Source organism: Bradyrhizobium sp. USDA 327 (assembly GCF_041262065.1).
In the GTDB taxonomy this organism is placed as follows: Bacteria; Pseudomonadota; Alphaproteobacteria; order Rhizobiales; family Xanthobacteraceae; genus Bradyrhizobium; species Bradyrhizobium liaoningense.
On sequence record NZ_JBGCCW010000001.1, the window covers coordinates 15109 to 31381 of the forward strand.

The 16273-nt window shown below is 61.2% G+C and carries 17 protein-coding genes; 15 read left to right on the forward strand and 2 right to left on the reverse strand.

The annotated features are described in order from the left end of the window. Window positions 1–53 precede the first annotated feature (53 nt). Window positions 54–290 (reverse strand): helix-turn-helix domain-containing protein, encoded by a 237-nt coding sequence (locus tag ABIA42_RS00055; RefSeq protein ID WP_041957481.1) that lies wholly within the window; start codon window positions 288–290, stop codon window positions 54–56. A 1116-nt stretch (window positions 291–1406) separates the two neighbouring features. On the opposite strand from ABIA42_RS00055, the gene ABIA42_RS00060 reads away from it, so the two are divergent. The 3 genes from ABIA42_RS00060 (at window position 1407) to ABIA42_RS00070 (ending at window position 2819) form a co-directional block, all read left to right on the forward strand. Beyond that, a complete protein-coding gene (locus ABIA42_RS00060; RefSeq protein ID WP_368731196.1) occupies window positions 1407–1514 on the forward strand; it encodes a hypothetical protein in 108 nt (35 codons plus the stop codon). A gap of 119 nt (window positions 1515–1633) precedes the next feature. Beyond that, window positions 1634–1915, forward strand: coding sequence for an AlpA family transcriptional regulator (locus tag ABIA42_RS00065; protein ID WP_041957479.1), 282 nt, complete (start codon window positions 1634–1636; stop codon window positions 1913–1915). 22 nt (window positions 1916–1937) lie between these two features. Beyond that, window positions 1938–2819, forward strand: coding sequence for a replication initiator protein A (locus tag ABIA42_RS00070; RefSeq protein ID WP_145832030.1), 882 nt, complete (start codon window positions 1938–1940; stop codon window positions 2817–2819). A 587-nt stretch (window positions 2820–3406) separates the two neighbouring features. Here the strand turns inward: ABIA42_RS00070 and ABIA42_RS00075 are convergent. Then, a complete protein-coding gene (locus ABIA42_RS00075; protein WP_041957501.1) occupies window positions 3407–4456 on the reverse strand; it encodes an IS110 family transposase in 1050 nt (349 codons plus the stop codon). Between the two features lie 278 nt (window positions 4457–4734). On the opposite strand from ABIA42_RS00075, the gene ABIA42_RS00080 reads away from it, so the two are divergent. From ABIA42_RS00080 to ABIA42_RS00135, 12 genes are all read left to right on the forward strand, one after another. Next, on the forward strand, window positions 4735–5199 hold the full coding sequence (locus ABIA42_RS00080; protein ID WP_041957475.1) for a DUF2840 domain-containing protein: 465 nt from the start codon (window positions 4735–4737) through the stop codon (window positions 5197–5199). Next, the gene (locus ABIA42_RS00085; RefSeq protein WP_052435618.1) at window positions 5196–5708 is read left to right on the forward strand and encodes a S26 family signal peptidase; all 513 of its coding nucleotides are present in this window, start codon (window positions 5196–5198) and stop codon (window positions 5706–5708) included. Before ABIA42_RS00080 ends, ABIA42_RS00085 begins: the two co-directional genes overlap by 4 nt. Window positions 5709–5710: 2 nt before the next feature. Continuing rightward, entirely contained in the window at window positions 5711–6541 is an 831-nt protein-coding gene (locus tag ABIA42_RS00090) for a lytic transglycosylase domain-containing protein (RefSeq protein WP_052435617.1), read from the forward strand. A gap of 716 nt (window positions 6542–7257) precedes the next feature. Beyond that, window positions 7258–7569, forward strand: a complete 312-nt coding sequence (locus tag ABIA42_RS00095; protein ID WP_370115821.1) for a hypothetical protein — start codon at window positions 7258–7260, stop codon at window positions 7567–7569. Next, window positions 7566–8321: a transposase gene (locus ABIA42_RS00100; protein ID WP_244464104.1), complete on the forward strand. Its 756-nt coding sequence runs from the start codon at window positions 7566–7568 to the stop codon at window positions 8319–8321. The genes ABIA42_RS00095 and ABIA42_RS00100 overlap by 4 nt, the downstream gene beginning before the upstream one ends. A 545-nt stretch (window positions 8322–8866) precedes the next feature. Beyond that, on the forward strand, window positions 8867–10630 hold the full coding sequence (locus tag ABIA42_RS00105; protein WP_041957472.1) for a DUF3363 domain-containing protein: 1764 nt from the start codon (window positions 8867–8869) through the stop codon (window positions 10628–10630). Window positions 10631–10666: 36 nt separating this feature from the next. Beyond that, a complete protein-coding gene (locus ABIA42_RS00110) occupies window positions 10667–12652 on the forward strand; it encodes a conjugal transfer protein TraG (RefSeq protein ID WP_041957470.1) in 1986 nt (661 codons plus the stop codon). Window positions 12653–12658: 6 nt separating this feature from the next. Next, entirely contained in the window at window positions 12659–13084 is a 426-nt protein-coding gene (locus tag ABIA42_RS00115; protein WP_041957469.1) for a CopG family transcriptional regulator, read from the forward strand. Between the two features lie 135 nt (window positions 13085–13219). Beyond that, window positions 13220–14539, forward strand: a complete 1320-nt coding sequence (locus ABIA42_RS00120; RefSeq protein ID WP_041957467.1) for a nitrate/nitrite transporter — start codon at window positions 13220–13222, stop codon at window positions 14537–14539. 227 nt (window positions 14540–14766) lie between these two features. After that, a complete protein-coding gene (trbB, locus tag ABIA42_RS00125) occupies window positions 14767–15681 on the forward strand; it encodes a P-type conjugative transfer ATPase TrbB (protein WP_041957465.1) in 915 nt (304 codons plus the stop codon). A 1-nt stretch (window position 15682) separates the two neighbouring features. Continuing rightward, window positions 15683–16006, forward strand: a complete 324-nt coding sequence (locus ABIA42_RS00130) for a TrbC/VirB2 family protein (protein WP_038936972.1) — start codon at window positions 15683–15685, stop codon at window positions 16004–16006. Next, window positions 16006–16269 carry a VirB3 family type IV secretion system protein gene (locus tag ABIA42_RS00135; protein ID WP_041957462.1) on the forward strand — a complete coding sequence of 88 codons (264 nt, stop codon included), beginning with the start codon at window positions 16006–16008 and terminating at the stop codon, window positions 16267–16269. The genes ABIA42_RS00130 and ABIA42_RS00135 overlap by 1 nt, the downstream gene beginning before the upstream one ends. The last annotated feature ends 4 nt before the right edge of the window (window positions 16270–16273 follow it).

The following is a 16273-nucleotide window of genomic DNA, read 5'->3' on the forward strand; positions in this document are numbered from 1 at the left end:
GCGCCTGACCAAGCCCCGTCCGGTACGCCGGGCGGGGCCCTTCGCGGCAGGCTTCAGGCGGCTTTCGATTTGCTAAGCGGCGAGGCCTTTTTGAGCAGGTCCCCGGGGTCGACTCCCAATGCTTCAGCAATTTGCCCGAGCACCGTGACGCTTGCTGATACATCGCCGCGCTCGATTGCGCCGACGTAACAGGCGCTTAAACCCGCGCGCTCGGCCAGTTCCTCCTGCGTCATTTGTAGATCGTGGTGTTTCCGACGCAGGCTGAGGGCCATGATCTCTTTGATATCCATGGCGATAGGGGAACTGAGCCGGAACGATCGTTCTAGGATCCAATTCGCATCCAAATGTACTAATGGTGGTGATGCCGTGCGCGGCCGATCTTGGTGGCGTACCTTACCGAACGGATTCAAAAGAAATCCGCAATTCTACCGGACAACGCGGGTCTAGGTTGCGACCAGACCATGGCGTAGATTCTTCGCATTTCAAACCGGGTGTGATGCTGTAGCCATCCCTCGATCCAGAAATGGCGGACAGTGCGCCGAATGGCCGGCGCTTACGGGCGACACTTGTGTGCACCGGCTCGAAATAGAAGAAAGGCGTCGGCTGCCGACTTGCAGACAGAACCATTCTCTCTTTCTAACCAGTAGTCATTCCGGTGCTCCACGTGTGCCAAACTAGGGGCTTCCTACAACCGCGTCGTTCACCGGCGCAATCCTTTGTTGGCTGTGTGCAATAGGGCGGAAGCAATGCCTGAATTCGACGGGCGGTCCCGGAATCCTACAGGAGCCTACAAGACATCATGGGCATCGCTCGGGAATGTCCTCGCTGCAATGCGGACTATTGACGCGAATATGAGGTGATGATCGCCAGTAGTCAGATGGCAAAGTGACTGAGGAACAAGGAGAGGTGGGGCATCTGCTTTCGCCGGTGACCCGTAGAGCTCCTTCGACGAGCAGGCGATTTTTGGGGGCGCCCGAGGTTCTAGCAGCGGTCATTCGGGTCACGGTCGCCTCGACGGTCGATGGCAGTTCGACGTCCGCTGCTGGATTCTCTCAACCAGCCAGGTCCGCCATGGCCATCGACGGCTTGTATGCGGTGCTGCGCAGCAGGGCCGTAGATTCCCGTGTCTGGTCCAAAGTCCGGTACTGGGCGCCTCATACGCACCCAAATTGCTGTTTGATAACCATTTCGATGCACGTGCGCATCAAGTCCGACGGCCGTGGCGCGCCATGAATGGACGCGCGCCTAGCCCTGCATTTCCACACATTAATCAACCGGCGGCGCAACCGTCTGAGCGCCGCGAGGCGCGCCCTTGATGCGCACAGCGCTGGCGGCTGTTACCGCGTTATTACTGCAGCGCTCTTCGGCAAAAGCGCACTCACGCCCGCACCTGGAAGACGCATGAAGTGCCTAATAGAACGTCCGCCTTGGTGCAAGGCGGCCTCGCGTGGATACGCGGTTGTTACCGCAAACTCCTGCGGCCAGTCGCGAGGACGAGTAGCGCAGTCCCCTAGGGTGCCGCAAATCGTACCCCCAATATTCGGCATCCCCCTCCGAGAACTTGCTCCTCCATGATGACCGCACACACGCAGGCGCCGCCATACGCGGTGCACCGTCATTCTGGAGATCCCAAATGCCCGATCTGATGGCCGGTCTACCCTCGCGATTCCTGCGTACACCGGAAGCCGCGCGTTATCTTGGCCTCTCGGGACGCACGCTTGAGAAACACCGCACATACGGCACCGGTCCAACGTATCGGAAGATTGGCGGACGTGTCGTCTACGCATTGGATGATCTGAAAGCGTGGGCCGACCTCGGTGCTAAGACGTCAACGTCCGACCCCGGCAAGGGGACCGTGCTGCCTGCCAAGAAGCACCCGGCGCTGCGCCCGTATGCGGGCCAGGAACGTCGCTGATTGCCGCGCGAGAGCAATAATCATGCGGCGCAATCGCCATTCCGAGCGCGACCAGCTTGAGCTCTTTCGGGCGTTGCCCGGCGATCTCGCGCCGCGCGATGCGCAGGATCTGATGGCATATCCGTTCTTCTCGCTTGCAAAAACAAAGCGAACTGTGCCGATCGATTTCCGTGCCGGGGCGATCGCAATTCGTGCCGAGGCCGTGCCGGAACACGGCATGGCAACCATCTGGGATGCAGACGTTCTGATCTGCGCTGCTTCTCAGATCGTCGAAGCTCGTGACGCAGGTCTCAAGACGTCGCGTCTGATGGCTGCAACGCCTTACGAGAACTTGACGTTCGTCGGCCGCGGCAGCAGCGCACGCGACTATGACCGGATCAAGGCGGGCCTAGATAGACTTCAGTCAACGACGGTGCTGACGTCGATCCGCCAGCCAACGAAACGACGAGGGCATCGCTTCTCCTGGATCAACGAGTGGAAGGAAACGGCCGATGCAAATGGTCGCGCATTTGGGCTCGAGCTAATCCTGCCGGACTGGTTCTACGCGGGCGTAATCGATGACGCGCTCGTACTGACGATTGATCGCGCTTATTTCCATCTGACGGGCGGACTTGTGCGGTGGCTCTACCGGCTCGTGCGAAAGCATGGTGGACGCCAGGATGGCGGCCGAAGTTTTGACCTTGTGCATCTCCATGCCAAGTACGGCATCCTCTCGCCGCTCAAGCACTTTGCTTACGACGTACGTAAGATCGTTCAGTGTCAGACATTGCCCGGCTACCAGCTCGTGCTCGCGCGCGGTCCTGATGGCACCGAGCGACTGAACTTCGGACCACGCCTATTGATGCCCCTGACGGCTCGCCTTCGCCGGCGCGGTCTCATTACAAATTCGGAGGACAACCTGTGAATCAGCTCGTGCTATCGGGGACCGCAACCCCCGTGCTATCGGGGACCCAATCCTCGTGCTATCGGGGATTGGAATCGACCTTAAGAGCTTGTTTCTCCGAGCTTTCCAGCCGCTGTAACTTTACTAACATACTGACACTAACTTCTTGTTGTGAATCAGTACGTTGTGAACAAGTCGGCCGCGCGTGCAACGAGAATGCCTCGTGTGCTCACTCTCTCACGCGCAAAACTTCTCCGCAATGCGATTCTTTCCTCCAACGCACGCGCGCGCACGCGATCGCGCGCAAATCTGCGCGATCGTCGGAGTCGGGGTCACCGCATCACGATCGTTGCTTTCCTTTGCGGCAGCTCGCTCGTCGAGGAGAACTCGCTAACATCCGTGGTTGGCACGATGGCCACCACAAGCCGGAATCTGAGGAATGGGCGGTCAGGCTAACCAGCGCCGTGCGTGATGGCTTCAAAATTCGTCATGAAGTCGCCGGCAAGAAAAGTTGCGATCTCACCCAAAACCCCGTCTCCTCAGGAGACGCCGCTCCGCCGTGGCGGAAGGAAAAGGCGCGCGTGGAAGCGGCCGGGTCGCGGAGGCCCTTACTTCGCCGCAGCGACCCGGCCGCGCTTGCCGCCGGCACCGAACCGGAAGGTCGTGCCATCGATCCAGATCTTGTGCAGCAGCACGGCGAGGGCGCGCGCCACGGCCGTCGCGGCGCGCTTCAGACCCTTCTTCCTGGCCAGCCGCAGGCCCCACAGCCGCAGCTTAAAGTTCTTTGGAATGCGCGTCAGGATCGCGATCGCTGCCTCGTACAACATTGCCCTTGTCAGCTCATCGCCGCATTTGGAGATGCTGCCAATGCGATCGGTTTGCCCAGATTGGTAGCGCCGCGGTGTCAACCCAAAATGGGCACCAACATTGGTCGATCTCTTGAATCGCGTCGGATCATCGACGGTGGCGCGGAACGTCAGCGCCACGAGTGCGCCGACGCCAGGCACGGTCATCATCCGTCTAACCGCGCTGTCGCTGCGCGCCGCCGCGAGGGCCAGGCGATGCAGTTTGGCCAGCTGCAGCCGCATCGCAGCTCGCGCGTCCAACAGCGGCGCGACGATCGCCTCCAATTCCTTCTTCCCGGCCATGATCTCGCGTACCCGCGCATCAAAACGGCCGACCGAGATCTCGCCGACTTTGAGGCCGAAGGGGCGCAACAGGCCCCGGATCATGTTCTCCATGTCGAGCACCTTGCCAAGCAGCGCCTTGCGCCCGACCAGCAGCGCCCGCAGCGTTTGCGCGGCTTCCGACTTGACATGGACCGCACGGAAGCAGCCGGTCCGCATCATCTGCGCAATGCCTTTGGCATCGTTGCGGTCGGTCTTGTTCAGCATGGCGTTCAGCGCCGCCTTGGCGTGCCGGGTCTCGATGCAGATCACCGGGAGGCCCTTTTCGGCGAGCGCCGTGAACAGCCAGGCCGAGTACGAGAACGCCTCCAGCCCGACGCGCTTGAGGTGAATGCCCCATTCGGCCAAAAACAGCTCGATCGCGTCCGGATCGGTCTCGAGTTTCGTCTCCCGGACGACCTTGCCGTCGCCGTCCACCACGCAAATATTCGTCGCCTCCAGCGACACGTCGAGCCCTGCAAAGAAGTCCATCATGTGCCTCCGCTGCCGATCGCCGGGACGCACCGCGCGTCCCGTTCGCGAATCGTTGTGAGGCATTTTCGCAGCGGCACGGCCGGCGAGGGGGCACCGGTCAGTACCCCGGCTAACCAGAAATCTTTCGGATTCCCTCTAACGGAACAAACCCCAAGCCGCATCGCAGCCAACTGGCAACGGCGCGCCGCCAATCCTGCTTGTGCGAAGAAGCCGCACAGGTGTTTCGCCGTCGCCAAAGCTTACGTCGCCCTTTTTCAGTCTTGGGGACCGGCGGCATGAGCGATCTCACCGAAGTGGAAGTGCTGTGGCTCGAGAAGCGCATCGAAAACCGGATTCGGTTCGGTCGTATCGTCAAGGAACGGAAGCTTGATCGCCATCGGCGCGTCCTCTCATTTGCGCCCGGCAGCATCTTTGGCTTCGTCCGATGGACCTCCAACGACTTTGGGACAATCATTTCGCGCATCGACATCTTGCGCGCGGTCGCTCCGGGACAGCGCTGCTCGACCGTCCCTTATGTGACACCCGGCGGGGAGATTTTGCTGCGTCTGTCCGGCTGGCCGAAGGTCGAGCGAGTACTACAAATAACCGAGGCCGTTGAGGCACTCGGCATCGATCCAGCTGTTGTCGCGCCTGATCATTGGCATCACGTTCATAACCGCCTGTCCGTCAACGAAAACCCGCGTCAATATACGGAAGCGCGCCATCAGGCCTGGCTTCGTCGCCAAAAGGTGATCCGATGACGGGCCGCCTAATGATGCTGGCCGTGACGATTGGCGTGGCTGCTGCGCTCATCGGGACGATCGTCCTGGAGCCGCTTCCGCTTTACATCTGGAACGCATCCGCGAGCGTGCCGATTGGTCTCTACCGCCTTTTACCGGCGGACCAATTCCAAGTCACTGAATTGGTCGCCGTGCAGCTGCCCGAGCCGCTCGCGACCTTCCTCGACCTTAACGGCTATTTGCCCATTGGCGTCCCCATGCTGAAGCGCGTGCTTGCCCTTCCGGGGCAGAGTGTTTGCAGAACCGGTCTCACGATTTCGGTCGACGACGTCGCGGTGGGCGAGGCGAAGGATCACGACAGACGAGGCAGGCCGCTGCCGAAATGGCAGGGCTGCCGCGTCGTCGGAGACGGCGAGCTGTTTCTGATGAACTGGCAGTCGGACGACTCTCTTGATGGCCGCTATTTTGGATGTCTTCCGGCATCTAGCGTGATAGGCCGTGCGATGCCGGTGTGGACGTGGGAGGAGTAATCGTGCGTATTCGACGTGTTCTCCTTGCCATTCTGTTATTCGATCGATTGCGGGATCATACCTCCATCTCGATCGGTGTCTGCAAGGCTGGCGCGAGCCCGACCGGGTGCTTGGGTCGGTTGGGCACGCGCGTTTGTGCTGCCTTGCCCCTGATGCTTCTGCTGACCGCGTTCGACAGTGTTGGTTTGGCCCAGAGCGGATCAACCGCCCAGCCGGCGATCAGTCAGGCCCCTCGTTCGTTTGCCGGCTTCATCAATGAAGCCTCGCAACGCTTTGCGATTGCCCCGAACTGGATCCGATCAGTCCAAAGCATCGAGAGTGCTGGTGACGTGCACGCCAGATCGTCAAAAGGCGCAATGGGCCTGATGCAAATCATGCCGGCGACTTGGGCGGAACTTCGCGAGCGCTACAATCTGGGGAACGACCCCTACGACCCGCACGACAACATTCTGGCTGGCACGGCCTATCTGCGCAAACTGCTCGATCGCTATGGCTCGCCTGGCGTGTTTGCCGCGTACAACGCGGGACCATCTCGCTATGAAGAGCATCTCGCAGGCGGCTCTCTGCCAGACGAGACGCGAGCATACGTCGCAAAGCTTGCAAATCTGCTTGCCATTGAACTGCCGCCGAGGTGGACGTCCAGGGGACAGTCATCAGCAGCCGCGACGCTTTTCGTCACGCGATCCGATCTCATGAAAACGCGCGATCGGTTGCTGGCGGTCATGCCGTCGAGCGGTGTCACGACCGCAATCTCGGCGTCCGATGTTTCGCCCATGGTCCCCCAGCATATTGGCGTGTTCATCCCTCGATCGCATTCAGAATTATCGCAATGACCAAGTGTGCGGGTTCGCAGGCCTTGGCGTGCTTCACCGAGCAAATGGCGGAAGAGGGAGAGCAGTTGGCAAACACGACGTAAGCCTTCGCCGGCTGCACATCGGGCAGCTCGTGCTATCAGCCGTTAGTTTCCAGGTTCGCTGGCGCCCTGTGACGGACATTCGGTTTGCATTCGAGACGCTGCAACACGATCATGACGCTAAGACTTTCGAGTTTGCTACTGAAGAACCCTTGGTCACGCGGGCAAGAGTGCGCGGGGGAGTGGGACAATAACGTGCTGATGGCACACGGGCGATGCCTTCGGCCCGCGCTCTACTCGTCGCTCCGCCCCTCACCAAGCCACCCTGCGGGTGCCTCGACCGTTCGGGGAGCGATCGCTATCGCAAACGCGGGCAAACAGCGTGGGCTTTTCAAGTTGGCTGCCGAGTCGCGGTGGCTCTTTCGCAATGAATCGGCCGCCAGCCGACGTATTCGGGCAGGCGGGATGGAAGGATCTACCGCAATGACCCGAGCTGCATTTTGTCGCAAATCGCCACGAGCACCGAGTTGGCTTGGAAGTTGGACCGCGGGAATCAGCGGCCGGGGAACCACGACGGCAGGACGGCTCTTCAAATCGGGCTTCGAGAAACCAGTGCACGGGGATAGCTGCCCGTGTGGTCGAATCCGGAGCTCGCTGCAACGACTTAGGTGGTCGTTGCCACACAGGAGAGCTCCGATGAAATTCTACGTTGGATTGGACGTCGTTCTTGAGGAAACCAGTCTTTGCGCCGTCGATGGCGAGGGTCTCACCGTTCGCGAGGTCAAGGTTATGACCGAGCCAGGGGCGATCCGCTCCGCAGTAGAGGGCTACGCGGATCGCCTAGAGAGAGTGGGAGTCGAGGCGTCATCGCTTGGCATCTGGCTGTGTCGCGAACTACAGCCCGCGGGGCTTCCGATCATTGTCGTCGAAGCGCGTCACATGCGCGTTTCGCTGTCGACAATGCGGAACAAGAACGACCGGATGACGCGCGCGGCCTCGTGCAGATGATGCGGTTGGGCTGGTATCGCACCGTTCATGTCAAGAACATCGACGTGCAGAAGATGCGCACGCTGCTGGCCAGCCGGAAGCTACTCAAGCGCAAACTGATCGACATCGAAAACCACATTCGTGGAGCACTGCGGGCCTGTGGTTCGCTCGTCGGAGCCGTCGCCCGCGGTGCCTACGAGGCCCGCGTCCGCGAGCTGCTCGAGCGCAGCGATCCGATCTTAATTATGACCATCGAGGCCATGCTGGATGCGCGCCGAGCCATCCTAGAGGGATACGATCGGCTCCATCGTGCGCTGCTGCAGGTGGTCAAGCATGATGCTATCTGCCGACGCCTGATGACGGTTCCAGGCGTCGGTCCCGTTGCGGCCCTGTCGTTCAAGGTCGGCGTCGACGATCCCCGGCGCTTTACCAGATCGCGAACGGTCGGCGCGCATTTCGGCTTGGTGCCGAGGCGGCACCAGTCCGGCACGTCGATCGATTACGAAGGGCGCATCAGCAAACAGGGCGACGTAGCCGTGCGCGAAGCGCTTTGCGAGGCGGCCGCAAGCCTGCTTGCTGGGGGTCAGGAAATGGTCGGCATTGCGAGCGTGGGGCCTGCGGATCGCCAAACGATCGAGCATGTTGTGCGCAATCACCGCGGTCGCGCGGAAGCTCGCAAGCATTCTGCACCGAATGTGGATCAGCGAGACCGACTTGCACGTCGGATTCGGCGCCAGATCAAGCAGCGGCTGCGGTTGAGACCTGCACAGTAGCCGCGGTGCAGATAACGACGGATTAGCACTGGGTTTGCGCCCAGCACGTTGAGGAGGAGCGAAATTAGAGATCCGCGCGCGCGGTGAGCGTCCCCTGGCGGGGCCGCGAAACGGGGAATGTCCGCTATCTCTTGCCTGCTGCCGCCCTTCAGGGACGAGAGCGCCGGACTGCTTGGACAGCCCTGTTTACGAACCTGATGAAGAGCATGCGACGGCCCAAGTGCTGAACGCGAAGGAACGCATGGACCCCGCCTGGTGAAGGCACGTGGCGTACGCGGCTGTGGTGAAGTTGCACGTTGTTGGTGCAGGGAGTCGGTCATGGTTGGAGTTCGAAGAGTCGAAGAAAAGCGCAGGAATGAGTTGACGTTGCCCGCCCGATTAGGAAGGCGAGATAAAAGGGGCTCGCCGGTCGAACCGCAAGCCATTGGCATGGCTTGGGTTCTGGCGTGCCGGTCGGTCGGGGCGCGTGCCGCGCCTCGCATTTTTACGAATGCAATCAAAGGCGTTTTCGGCACTGTGCGTGCTTTTAATCGTTTGGAAGCCCCGTGAGCGTGGGCGATAGCGACCTGCGTATTCGGCCTGGGCGCATCCGCAATACCCGCTCGCCGAAGCAGAAGAGCTTCATCAACCAGGTGCTGCGGGCGGCAAAGAAGGCCGGGCACACCTCTGGTCAGTCTGCGGCTGGCAGGAGTTCCACGGCTTATGGCCGCTCGACGTTTGGCCGCGGCAGGCTTGCGTTCAGCCGCAGCCGGTTGTTCAGCCCGACGCGGCGCGTCGTGGTGAAGGCACGTGTTGTCCGGCACAAAGGACGAGCATTCCGCTCGGCGCCTCTGACGGCCCATCTTTCATATCTGAAGCGCGATGGCGTGACCCGAAGCGGTGAGCGTGCCGTGATGTTCGATGCCGGCAGTGACGGTGCCGATAGCGCGGCTTTCGCTGAACGATGCAAGGACGACCGGCATCATTTTAGGTTCATCGTCTCGCCTGAGGATGCCGGCGAGATGACCGACCTCAGGACTTTCACCTGCGACCTCACCAAGCAAATGGAGATTGATCTCGGCACGCGGCTCGATTGGGTTGCTGTCGATCATTGGAATACCGACAATCCCCACGTCCATCTTCTCGTTCGGGGAGTAGACGAGGAAGGGGCAGATCTCGTGATCTCCCGCGACTACATCAGCCAGGGCCTGCGGTCACGCGCCGAGGAACTGGTCGCCATAGAACTGGGTCCAAAACCGGAGCACGAGATCCGCAATTCGCTGGAGAGGGAAGTCACGGCGGAACGATGGACGCGGCTAGATCGGGAGATCCGGTTGGCAGCCGATGAGACCGGCACTATCGATCTTCGCCCCGAGAACCCGAGCAAGTCCGATCCCGAGATCCGGCGCCTGATGATCGGTCGTCTTCAACATCTAGAGAGGATGGGCCTTGCTACCTCCGCTGCACCAGGCGAATGGATAGTCGGGCTCGAGGCCGAGCGCAGCTTGCGCGATCTCGGCATGCGCGGCGACATCATCAAGACCATGCACCGCGCCTTCACCGAGCGTGGGGAAGCGCGCGGCGTTGCCGACTTCGTCATTGAGAGTGGACGGCCGACGGCCCAGATTATCGGACGGCTGGTCGACCGCGGATTGCATGACGAACTGACCGGGGAGGCCTATGCCCTGATCGACGGAACAGACGGACGCGCTCACCACGTGCGCTTCCGAGGGCTCGAGGCGTTCGAATATGCACCGCCAATGGGCGGCATCGTCGAAGTCCGGAGTTTCGGTCCACCCGGCGATCCGCGCCCCACCGTGGTGCTCGCGGCCCGTTCCGATCTCGATCTTGGTGGTCAGGTCAAGGCAAGAGGGGCAACTTGGCTCGACCACAGGCTGGTCGAACGCGACCCCATGCCGCTTGCCATGGGTGGATTTGGCCGCGAGACCCGCGACGCCATGGAGGCCCGGACCGAGCATCTGATCCAGGAGGGCTTGGCGCGGCGGCAGGGCCAACGCATCACCCTGCAGCGAGACCTCCTGAAGACGTTGCGTCGACGCGAACTGGACGAGGTTGCCGCAAAAGTCTCGGCCGACATCGGCCTGCCTCATATGAACGCTGCCTCCGGGGAGCATGTGGCGGGCACGTATCGCCAGCGGCTGACGCTCACCTCGGGACGCTTCGCCATGATCGATAATGGTCTCGGCTTCCAGCTCGTGCCCTGGTCGCGCGAACTAGAAAAGAGGCTCGGCCAACACGTCACCGGGTTCGTGAAGGACGGCGGTGGTATTGAATGGGGCTTTGGTCGCAAGCGCGACCTCGGCCTCTAGCTATCTCACCAATTCAGTTGCGGAAGGACGCTCGGAATGTCCGGAACCAAAATACTCTGGGGGCAGGTGATCGTTGTCGGCCTGATCGTCTTGCTGGCCATCTGGGGAGCAACCGAGTGGACGGCCTGGCGACTTGGCTATCAGCCCGAGCTTGGGCGGCCCTGGTTCGAACTGTGGGGTTTCAAGATCTATTATCCGCCGATCTTCTTCTGGTGGTGGTTCGTCTACGATGCCTATGCGCCGCAGGTCTTTGTCGAGGGGGCCTTCATCGCAGCATCAGGGACCGTCGTTTCGATCGCGGTGGCGATCGGCATGTCGGTGTGGCGGGCGCGCGAGGCCAAGGACGTTGAGACTTATGGCTCGGCGCGCTGGGCTGATGCGGAAGAGGTTCGAGCGGCCGGGCTTCTCGGTCCGGATGGTGTGGTGCTTGGCAAGCTCGACCACGTTTACCTGCGCCATGACGGGCCGGAGCACGTCTTGTGCTTTGCCCCCACTCGGTCCGGTAAGGGTGTTGGCTTGGTCGTTCCTTCGTTGCTGGCCTGGCCGGGCTCGGCCATCGTGCACGACATCAAAGGTGAGAATTGGCAACTGACGGCCGGTTTTCGCTCGCGGCATGGTCGAGTTCTCTTGTTCGACCCAACCAATCCAAAGTCCACTGCGTACAATCCGCTGCTCGAGGTGCGGCGCGGGGAATGGGAGGTTCGTGACGTCCAGAACGTCGCCGATGTCCTGGTCGACCCCGAGGGCTCGCTCGACAAGCGGAACCATTGGGAGAAGACCAGTCATTCGCTCCTGGTCGGCGCCATACTCCATGTTCTCTATGCCGAGGCAGACAAGACCTTGGCTGGCGTCGCAGCTTTCCTGTCCGATCCGAAGCGGCCGATCGAGGCGACGCTGAAGGCGATGATGACCACCGCGCATCTTGACGCGAAGGGCTCCCATCCCGTGGTCGCCTCGACGGCGCGTGAACTCCTCAACAAATCCGAGAATGAGCGGTCGGGCGTTCTGTCCACCGCGATGTCGTTCCTAGGTCTTTACCGCGATCCCGTCGTAGCCCAGGTGACCTGCCGCTGCGACTGGAGGATAGCCGATCTGATCGCAAACAGCCGCCCTACGACGCTTTACCTCGTGGTGCCACCCTCCGATATCTCGCGGACCAAGCCTTTGATCCGCCTGGTGCTAAACCAGATCGGCAGGCGGCTGACCGAAGATCTGCACGCCCGCGACCGCCGGCATCGAGTCCTGATGATGCTCGACGAGTTCCCGGCGCTGGGACGTCTTGATTTCTTCGAGTCCGCGCTCGCCTTCATGGCGGGGTACGGCATCAAGAGCTTCTTGATCGCGCAATCGCTCAATCAGATCGAGAAGGCCTATGGGCCCAACAATGCGATTCTCGACAATTGTCACGTGCGCGTCAGCTTCGCGACAAATGACGAGCGGACCGCCAAGCGGGTGTCCGACGCGTTGGGTACGGCGACGGAGATGCGTGCGATGAAGAACTATGCCGGTCACAGGTTGAACCCCTGGCTTGGACACCTGATGGTCTCGCGCCAGGAGACGGCGAGACCGCTGCTAACCCCGGGCGAGGTCATGCAGCTATCGCCGATGGACGAGATTGTTATGGTAGCGGGCACACCGCCGATCCGGGCGAAGAAGGTTCGCTATTATGAGGATCGGCGGCTTACCGAGCGGATCTTGCCACCGCCCGATCCGACGGTATCCGGTCCATCATCAGGAACGGACGGATGGTCAACGCTTGAAACGCTGAAGCCTGCGCCGCATCCAACCGACAGGGGGCAAGCAGAGGAAGACGCCGCGAACAGTGGTCTCCGTCGCGAGCCCGAACTCCCCGATCACGTCGCGATAGCCAAGGAAACAACCGAGCCGGCCCCAGCCGAGGAATTCGCCGTGGTTCTTGACGACGATGAGGACGCGGTCCGCCAATCTCGACTGCTTCGTCAGCAGATGCGTGGCGCCGCCCGCCAGGTTGCCATGGATCCGAATGACGGCATGGAGCTCTGAGGCAATATGCGCGATCGGATGAACGTCTATTTCCCGCCCGAGCTTCTGAAACAGATCTCGGACCTCGCGGATCGCAAAAACCTTTCCCGGTCTGCGATCGTGGAGGCAGCCGTTGCCTCGTTTTTGTCACCGGACGGAGCGGACAGGCGAGAGGCAGCGTTTACCCGTCGTCTCGATCGCCTCTCGCGACAAATGCAGCGGATGGAGCGTGATATCGGTCTAACGGCAGAGACCTTGGCCCTATTCATCCGCTTCTGGCTGACAATAACGCCGCCATTGCCCAATGACGCGCAGACGGCCGCCCAGGCAAAGGGTCGGGAGCGCTTTGAAGGATTTGTCGAGGTGCTCGGGCGCCGTTTGCAGAAAGGGCAAAGCTTTCTGCGCGAGATTCCAGAAGATATCCGCCGCCAGGAAGCGGCCGAAGAATCTTGATTGAACCATGTAGCAAGACCGTTTCGCCGGTCCCTTCTTTTTCTTCGCTAACCTACGCCCGCAGCGATTTAGCTGAACTGACGAAAAGCTGGTCGCGCTATCGGCTCGTACGAGCTGACAGCAAGAGGGGCCAGCATGCAGATTTCAGGGGCATGGCGCCTCACAGCGCGCGTATTTCTCCCGTTTGCGGTTGGATACTATCTTTCGTATCTGTTTCGAACGATCAACGCTTTGATCGCCAGTCATCTCAGCTCGGATGCTGGGCTTGGGCCTGCCGACCTCGGGTTGCTTACCTCGGTCTATTTCCTCGTCTTTGCGGCGGCGCAGATCCCCGTCGGCATATTGTTGGACCGCTTTGGTCCGCGGCGCGTCCAGAGTGCTCTGCTCTTGCTCGCAGCAGTGGGCGCCGGACTCTTCGCGGTATCGAGCGGTTTCCCGTCACTCTTGATAGCGCGTGCAATGATCGGGCTTGGTGTCGCGGCGGCGCTGACGGCCGGACTGAAGTCCATCATCCTCTGGTTCCCTAGCGAACGCGTCGTTTTGCTTAACGGCTACATGATTATGCTGGGGTCGCTAGGAGCGGTAACGGCTACGGCTCCTGTCGAATACCTGCTCGCTTGGATGGGCTGGCGGCTGCTCTTTGGGATCCTGGCAGTCGCTACCGGTGCGACGGCCATTCTCATCTATGTCGCGGTGCCCGAACGAGGCATTGTTCCATCAACGGCGCGCGCCACCCTTGGCTCCGTTTTCAGCGATCGGCGCTTCTGGCGAATGGCCCCACTGTCGGCGACTTGTGTTGGATCGGCTTGGTCTCTGCAGGGACTGTGGGCATCACCGTGGCTGACCGACGTGGAGGGGCTTGATCGCGCAAGTCTCGTAAGACAGCTGTTCACCATGTCGATCGTCTTGAGCTTCGGCGCGTTGTTGTTCGGGATGACTGTCCATTACGTCAAACGAAGGGGAATAGGGGCGGAGACGGTACTGGCGACGGTTGCGGTGCTCTTTTTCGCAGCCGAGCTAGCTTTGATCCTGCGAGTGCCTGTGCCGTCCATCTTGCCCTGGTCTGTTGTCGCAATTGCCGGAACGGCAACCGTGGTCAGCTTCGCGGTAATAGTAGATTACTTTCCGCCGGCGCTTGCCGGTCGTGCCAACGGCGCCTTGAACGTCTTGCACTTTGGTTGGGCGTTTCTGGCACAATGCGGGACAGGTCTTATCTTGGAGCAATGGCCCGCGAATGATGGCCATAGGGCCGTCCATGCCTATCAAGTAGCGTTCGGCGTCAACGTAGCAGTGCAGATCGCGGCGTTGATCTGGTTCATGCTGCCTTGGCGCCGATCTATCGTTTCCTGGATGAGTTCACTCCTATTCTTCAAGCCGGCTGATGTTTCGTACGTTGTCGAGTCGTATGAGGATTCGGTCTTACTCGTGCCCGCGGATGACGATGCGGAGTGGTGAGCGGTAGCTCGCCGAGTACGATACGAATGAGTAGACCTCAAACATCAGTTTTCAGTGTTTCTTTTTCTACGCCAGTCTACGATCACTGAAGCCGCTTGTTGCGCCAAGTCCGTGGGGCCTTTTTTAATGATCCCCATCTGAGGGCGCCCTTTGGGTGCCCTCATTCGGTGGGGCGAACGATGGCAATCCATTCTATTCAATCAGACGCGAGCTCGCGCGGTGCGCGAATGCTGCGCAGCGCGCTTGGGGCCGCGATTGCCGGCTATCTCGAAGACGAAGCGATCATCGAGGTGATGCTCAACCCGGATGGCCGGCTATGGATCGACCGGCTGTCGAATGGCCTCATGGACACAGGCGAAACTCTGTCCGCTGCCGATGGCGAGCGCATTGTTCGCCTAGTCGCGCATCACGTCGGTGCCGAGGTGCATGCCGGTTCGCCACGGGTCTCGGCCGAATTGCCTGGGACCGGCGAGCGCTTCGAAGGTTTCTTGCCTCCGGTCGTTGCAGCACCGGCCTTTGCTATCCGTAAGCCCGCCGTCGCCGTGTTTACGCTCGACGACTACGTCGTAAGGCGCATCATGACCTCGGAGCAGGCCAAGATCCTGAGGGGCGCGGTCGACGCACGGAAGAACATCCTCGTCGCCGGCGGAACATCGACCGGCAAGACAACCTTGACGAACGCGCTCCTGGCCGAGGTCGCGAAGAGCTCCGATCGGGTCGTGCTGATCGAAGATACGCGCGAGCTACAGTGCAGGGCGCCCAATCTCGTTGCGCTTCGGACCAAGGACGGTGTGGCCACACTGTCGGATCTTGTTCGCTCGGCCCTCCGACTGCGTCCTGATCGCATCCCGATCGGCGAAGTCCGAGGTGCCGAAGCACTCGACCTCCTCAAGGCCTGGGGCACCGGCCATCCCGGCGGCATCGGTACCATTCATGCGGGGACGGCGCTCGGCGCGCTGCGACGGCTCGAGCAGCTCATCCAGGAAGCCGTCATCTCGGTTCCGCGCGCCTTGATCGCCGAGACCATCGACCTCGTCGCCGTGCTGGCGGGACGCGGCGCCGACCGCCGCCTCGCCGAACTCGCCACCGTCTCATGCCTCGGTGCCACGGGCGACTACAGCATTTCAACAGCAGGAGACTGACATGCGTCAGCAATTTCGCTTTCTTCGAGGTGCATCGTTGGCCGCTTTCGGCACGGTGCTTTTGGCGTCGGCATCGGCGTGGGCGGCTGGCTCGAACATGCCGTGGGAGCAGCCACTCAATCAGATTCTGCAGTCGGTTGAAGGTCCAGTCGCCAAGATCATCGCCGTCATCATCATCGTCGTGACCGGGCTCACGCTCGCGTTCGGGGACTCGTCAGGTGGTTTCCGCAGGCTGATCCAGATCGTGTTTGGTCTGTCGATCGCGTTTGCCGCCTCGAGCTTCTTCCTGTCGTTCTTCTCCTTCGGCGGCGGCGTGGTGATCTGATGGATGAACCGGTCAAAGGCTTTTTGGTGCCCGTTCACCGCGCGCTTACTGAGCCAATCCTGATGGGCGGCGCGCCGCGGTCGGTTGCGATCGTGAACGGCACGCTTGCGGCAGCCCTTGGGCTCGGACTTCGGCTCTGGATCGCCGGTCTCGTCCTCTGGTTCATCGGCCACATGGCCGCCGTCTGGGCCGCCAAGCGCGACGCTGCCTTTGTCGATGTGGTGCGCCGGCATCTGCGCATCCCCAGCCATCTCAACGCCTGAGCTC

Coding starts and splice junctions, on each gene's coding strand:
- ABIA42_RS00070 (WP_145832030.1), top strand. CDS start 1,938: ATGCGGCGCAATCGCCATTCCGAGCGCGACCAGCTTGAGCTCTTTCGG.
- ABIA42_RS00055 (WP_041957481.1), bottom strand. CDS start 290: ATGGATATCAAAGAGATCATGGCCCTCAGCCTGCGTCGGAAACACCAC.
- ABIA42_RS00130 (WP_038936972.1), top strand. CDS start 15,683: ATGCGTCAGCAATTTCGCTTTCTTCGAGGTGCATCGTTGGCCGCTTTC.
- ABIA42_RS00095 (WP_370115821.1), top strand. CDS start 7,258: ATGAAATTCTACGTTGGATTGGACGTCGTTCTTGAGGAAACCAGTCTT.
- ABIA42_RS00100 (WP_244464104.1), top strand. CDS start 7,566: ATGATGCGGTTGGGCTGGTATCGCACCGTTCATGTCAAGAACATCGAC.
- trbB (WP_041957465.1), top strand. CDS start 14,767: ATGCTGCGCAGCGCGCTTGGGGCCGCGATTGCCGGCTATCTCGAAGAC.
- ABIA42_RS00085 (WP_052435618.1), top strand. CDS start 5,196: ATGACGGGCCGCCTAATGATGCTGGCCGTGACGATTGGCGTGGCTGCT.
- ABIA42_RS00135 (WP_041957462.1), top strand. CDS start 16,006: ATGGATGAACCGGTCAAAGGCTTTTTGGTGCCCGTTCACCGCGCGCTT.
- ABIA42_RS00080 (WP_041957475.1), top strand. CDS start 4,735: ATGAGCGATCTCACCGAAGTGGAAGTGCTGTGGCTCGAGAAGCGCATC.
- ABIA42_RS00075 (WP_041957501.1), bottom strand. CDS start 4,456: ATGGACTTCTTTGCAGGGCTCGACGTGTCGCTGGAGGCGACGAATATT.
- ABIA42_RS00065 (WP_041957479.1), top strand. CDS start 1,634: ATGCCCGATCTGATGGCCGGTCTACCCTCGCGATTCCTGCGTACACCG.
- ABIA42_RS00115 (WP_041957469.1), top strand. CDS start 12,659: ATGCGCGATCGGATGAACGTCTATTTCCCGCCCGAGCTTCTGAAACAG.
- ABIA42_RS00110 (WP_041957470.1), top strand. CDS start 10,667: ATGTCCGGAACCAAAATACTCTGGGGGCAGGTGATCGTTGTCGGCCTG.
- ABIA42_RS00120 (WP_041957467.1), top strand. CDS start 13,220: ATGCAGATTTCAGGGGCATGGCGCCTCACAGCGCGCGTATTTCTCCCG.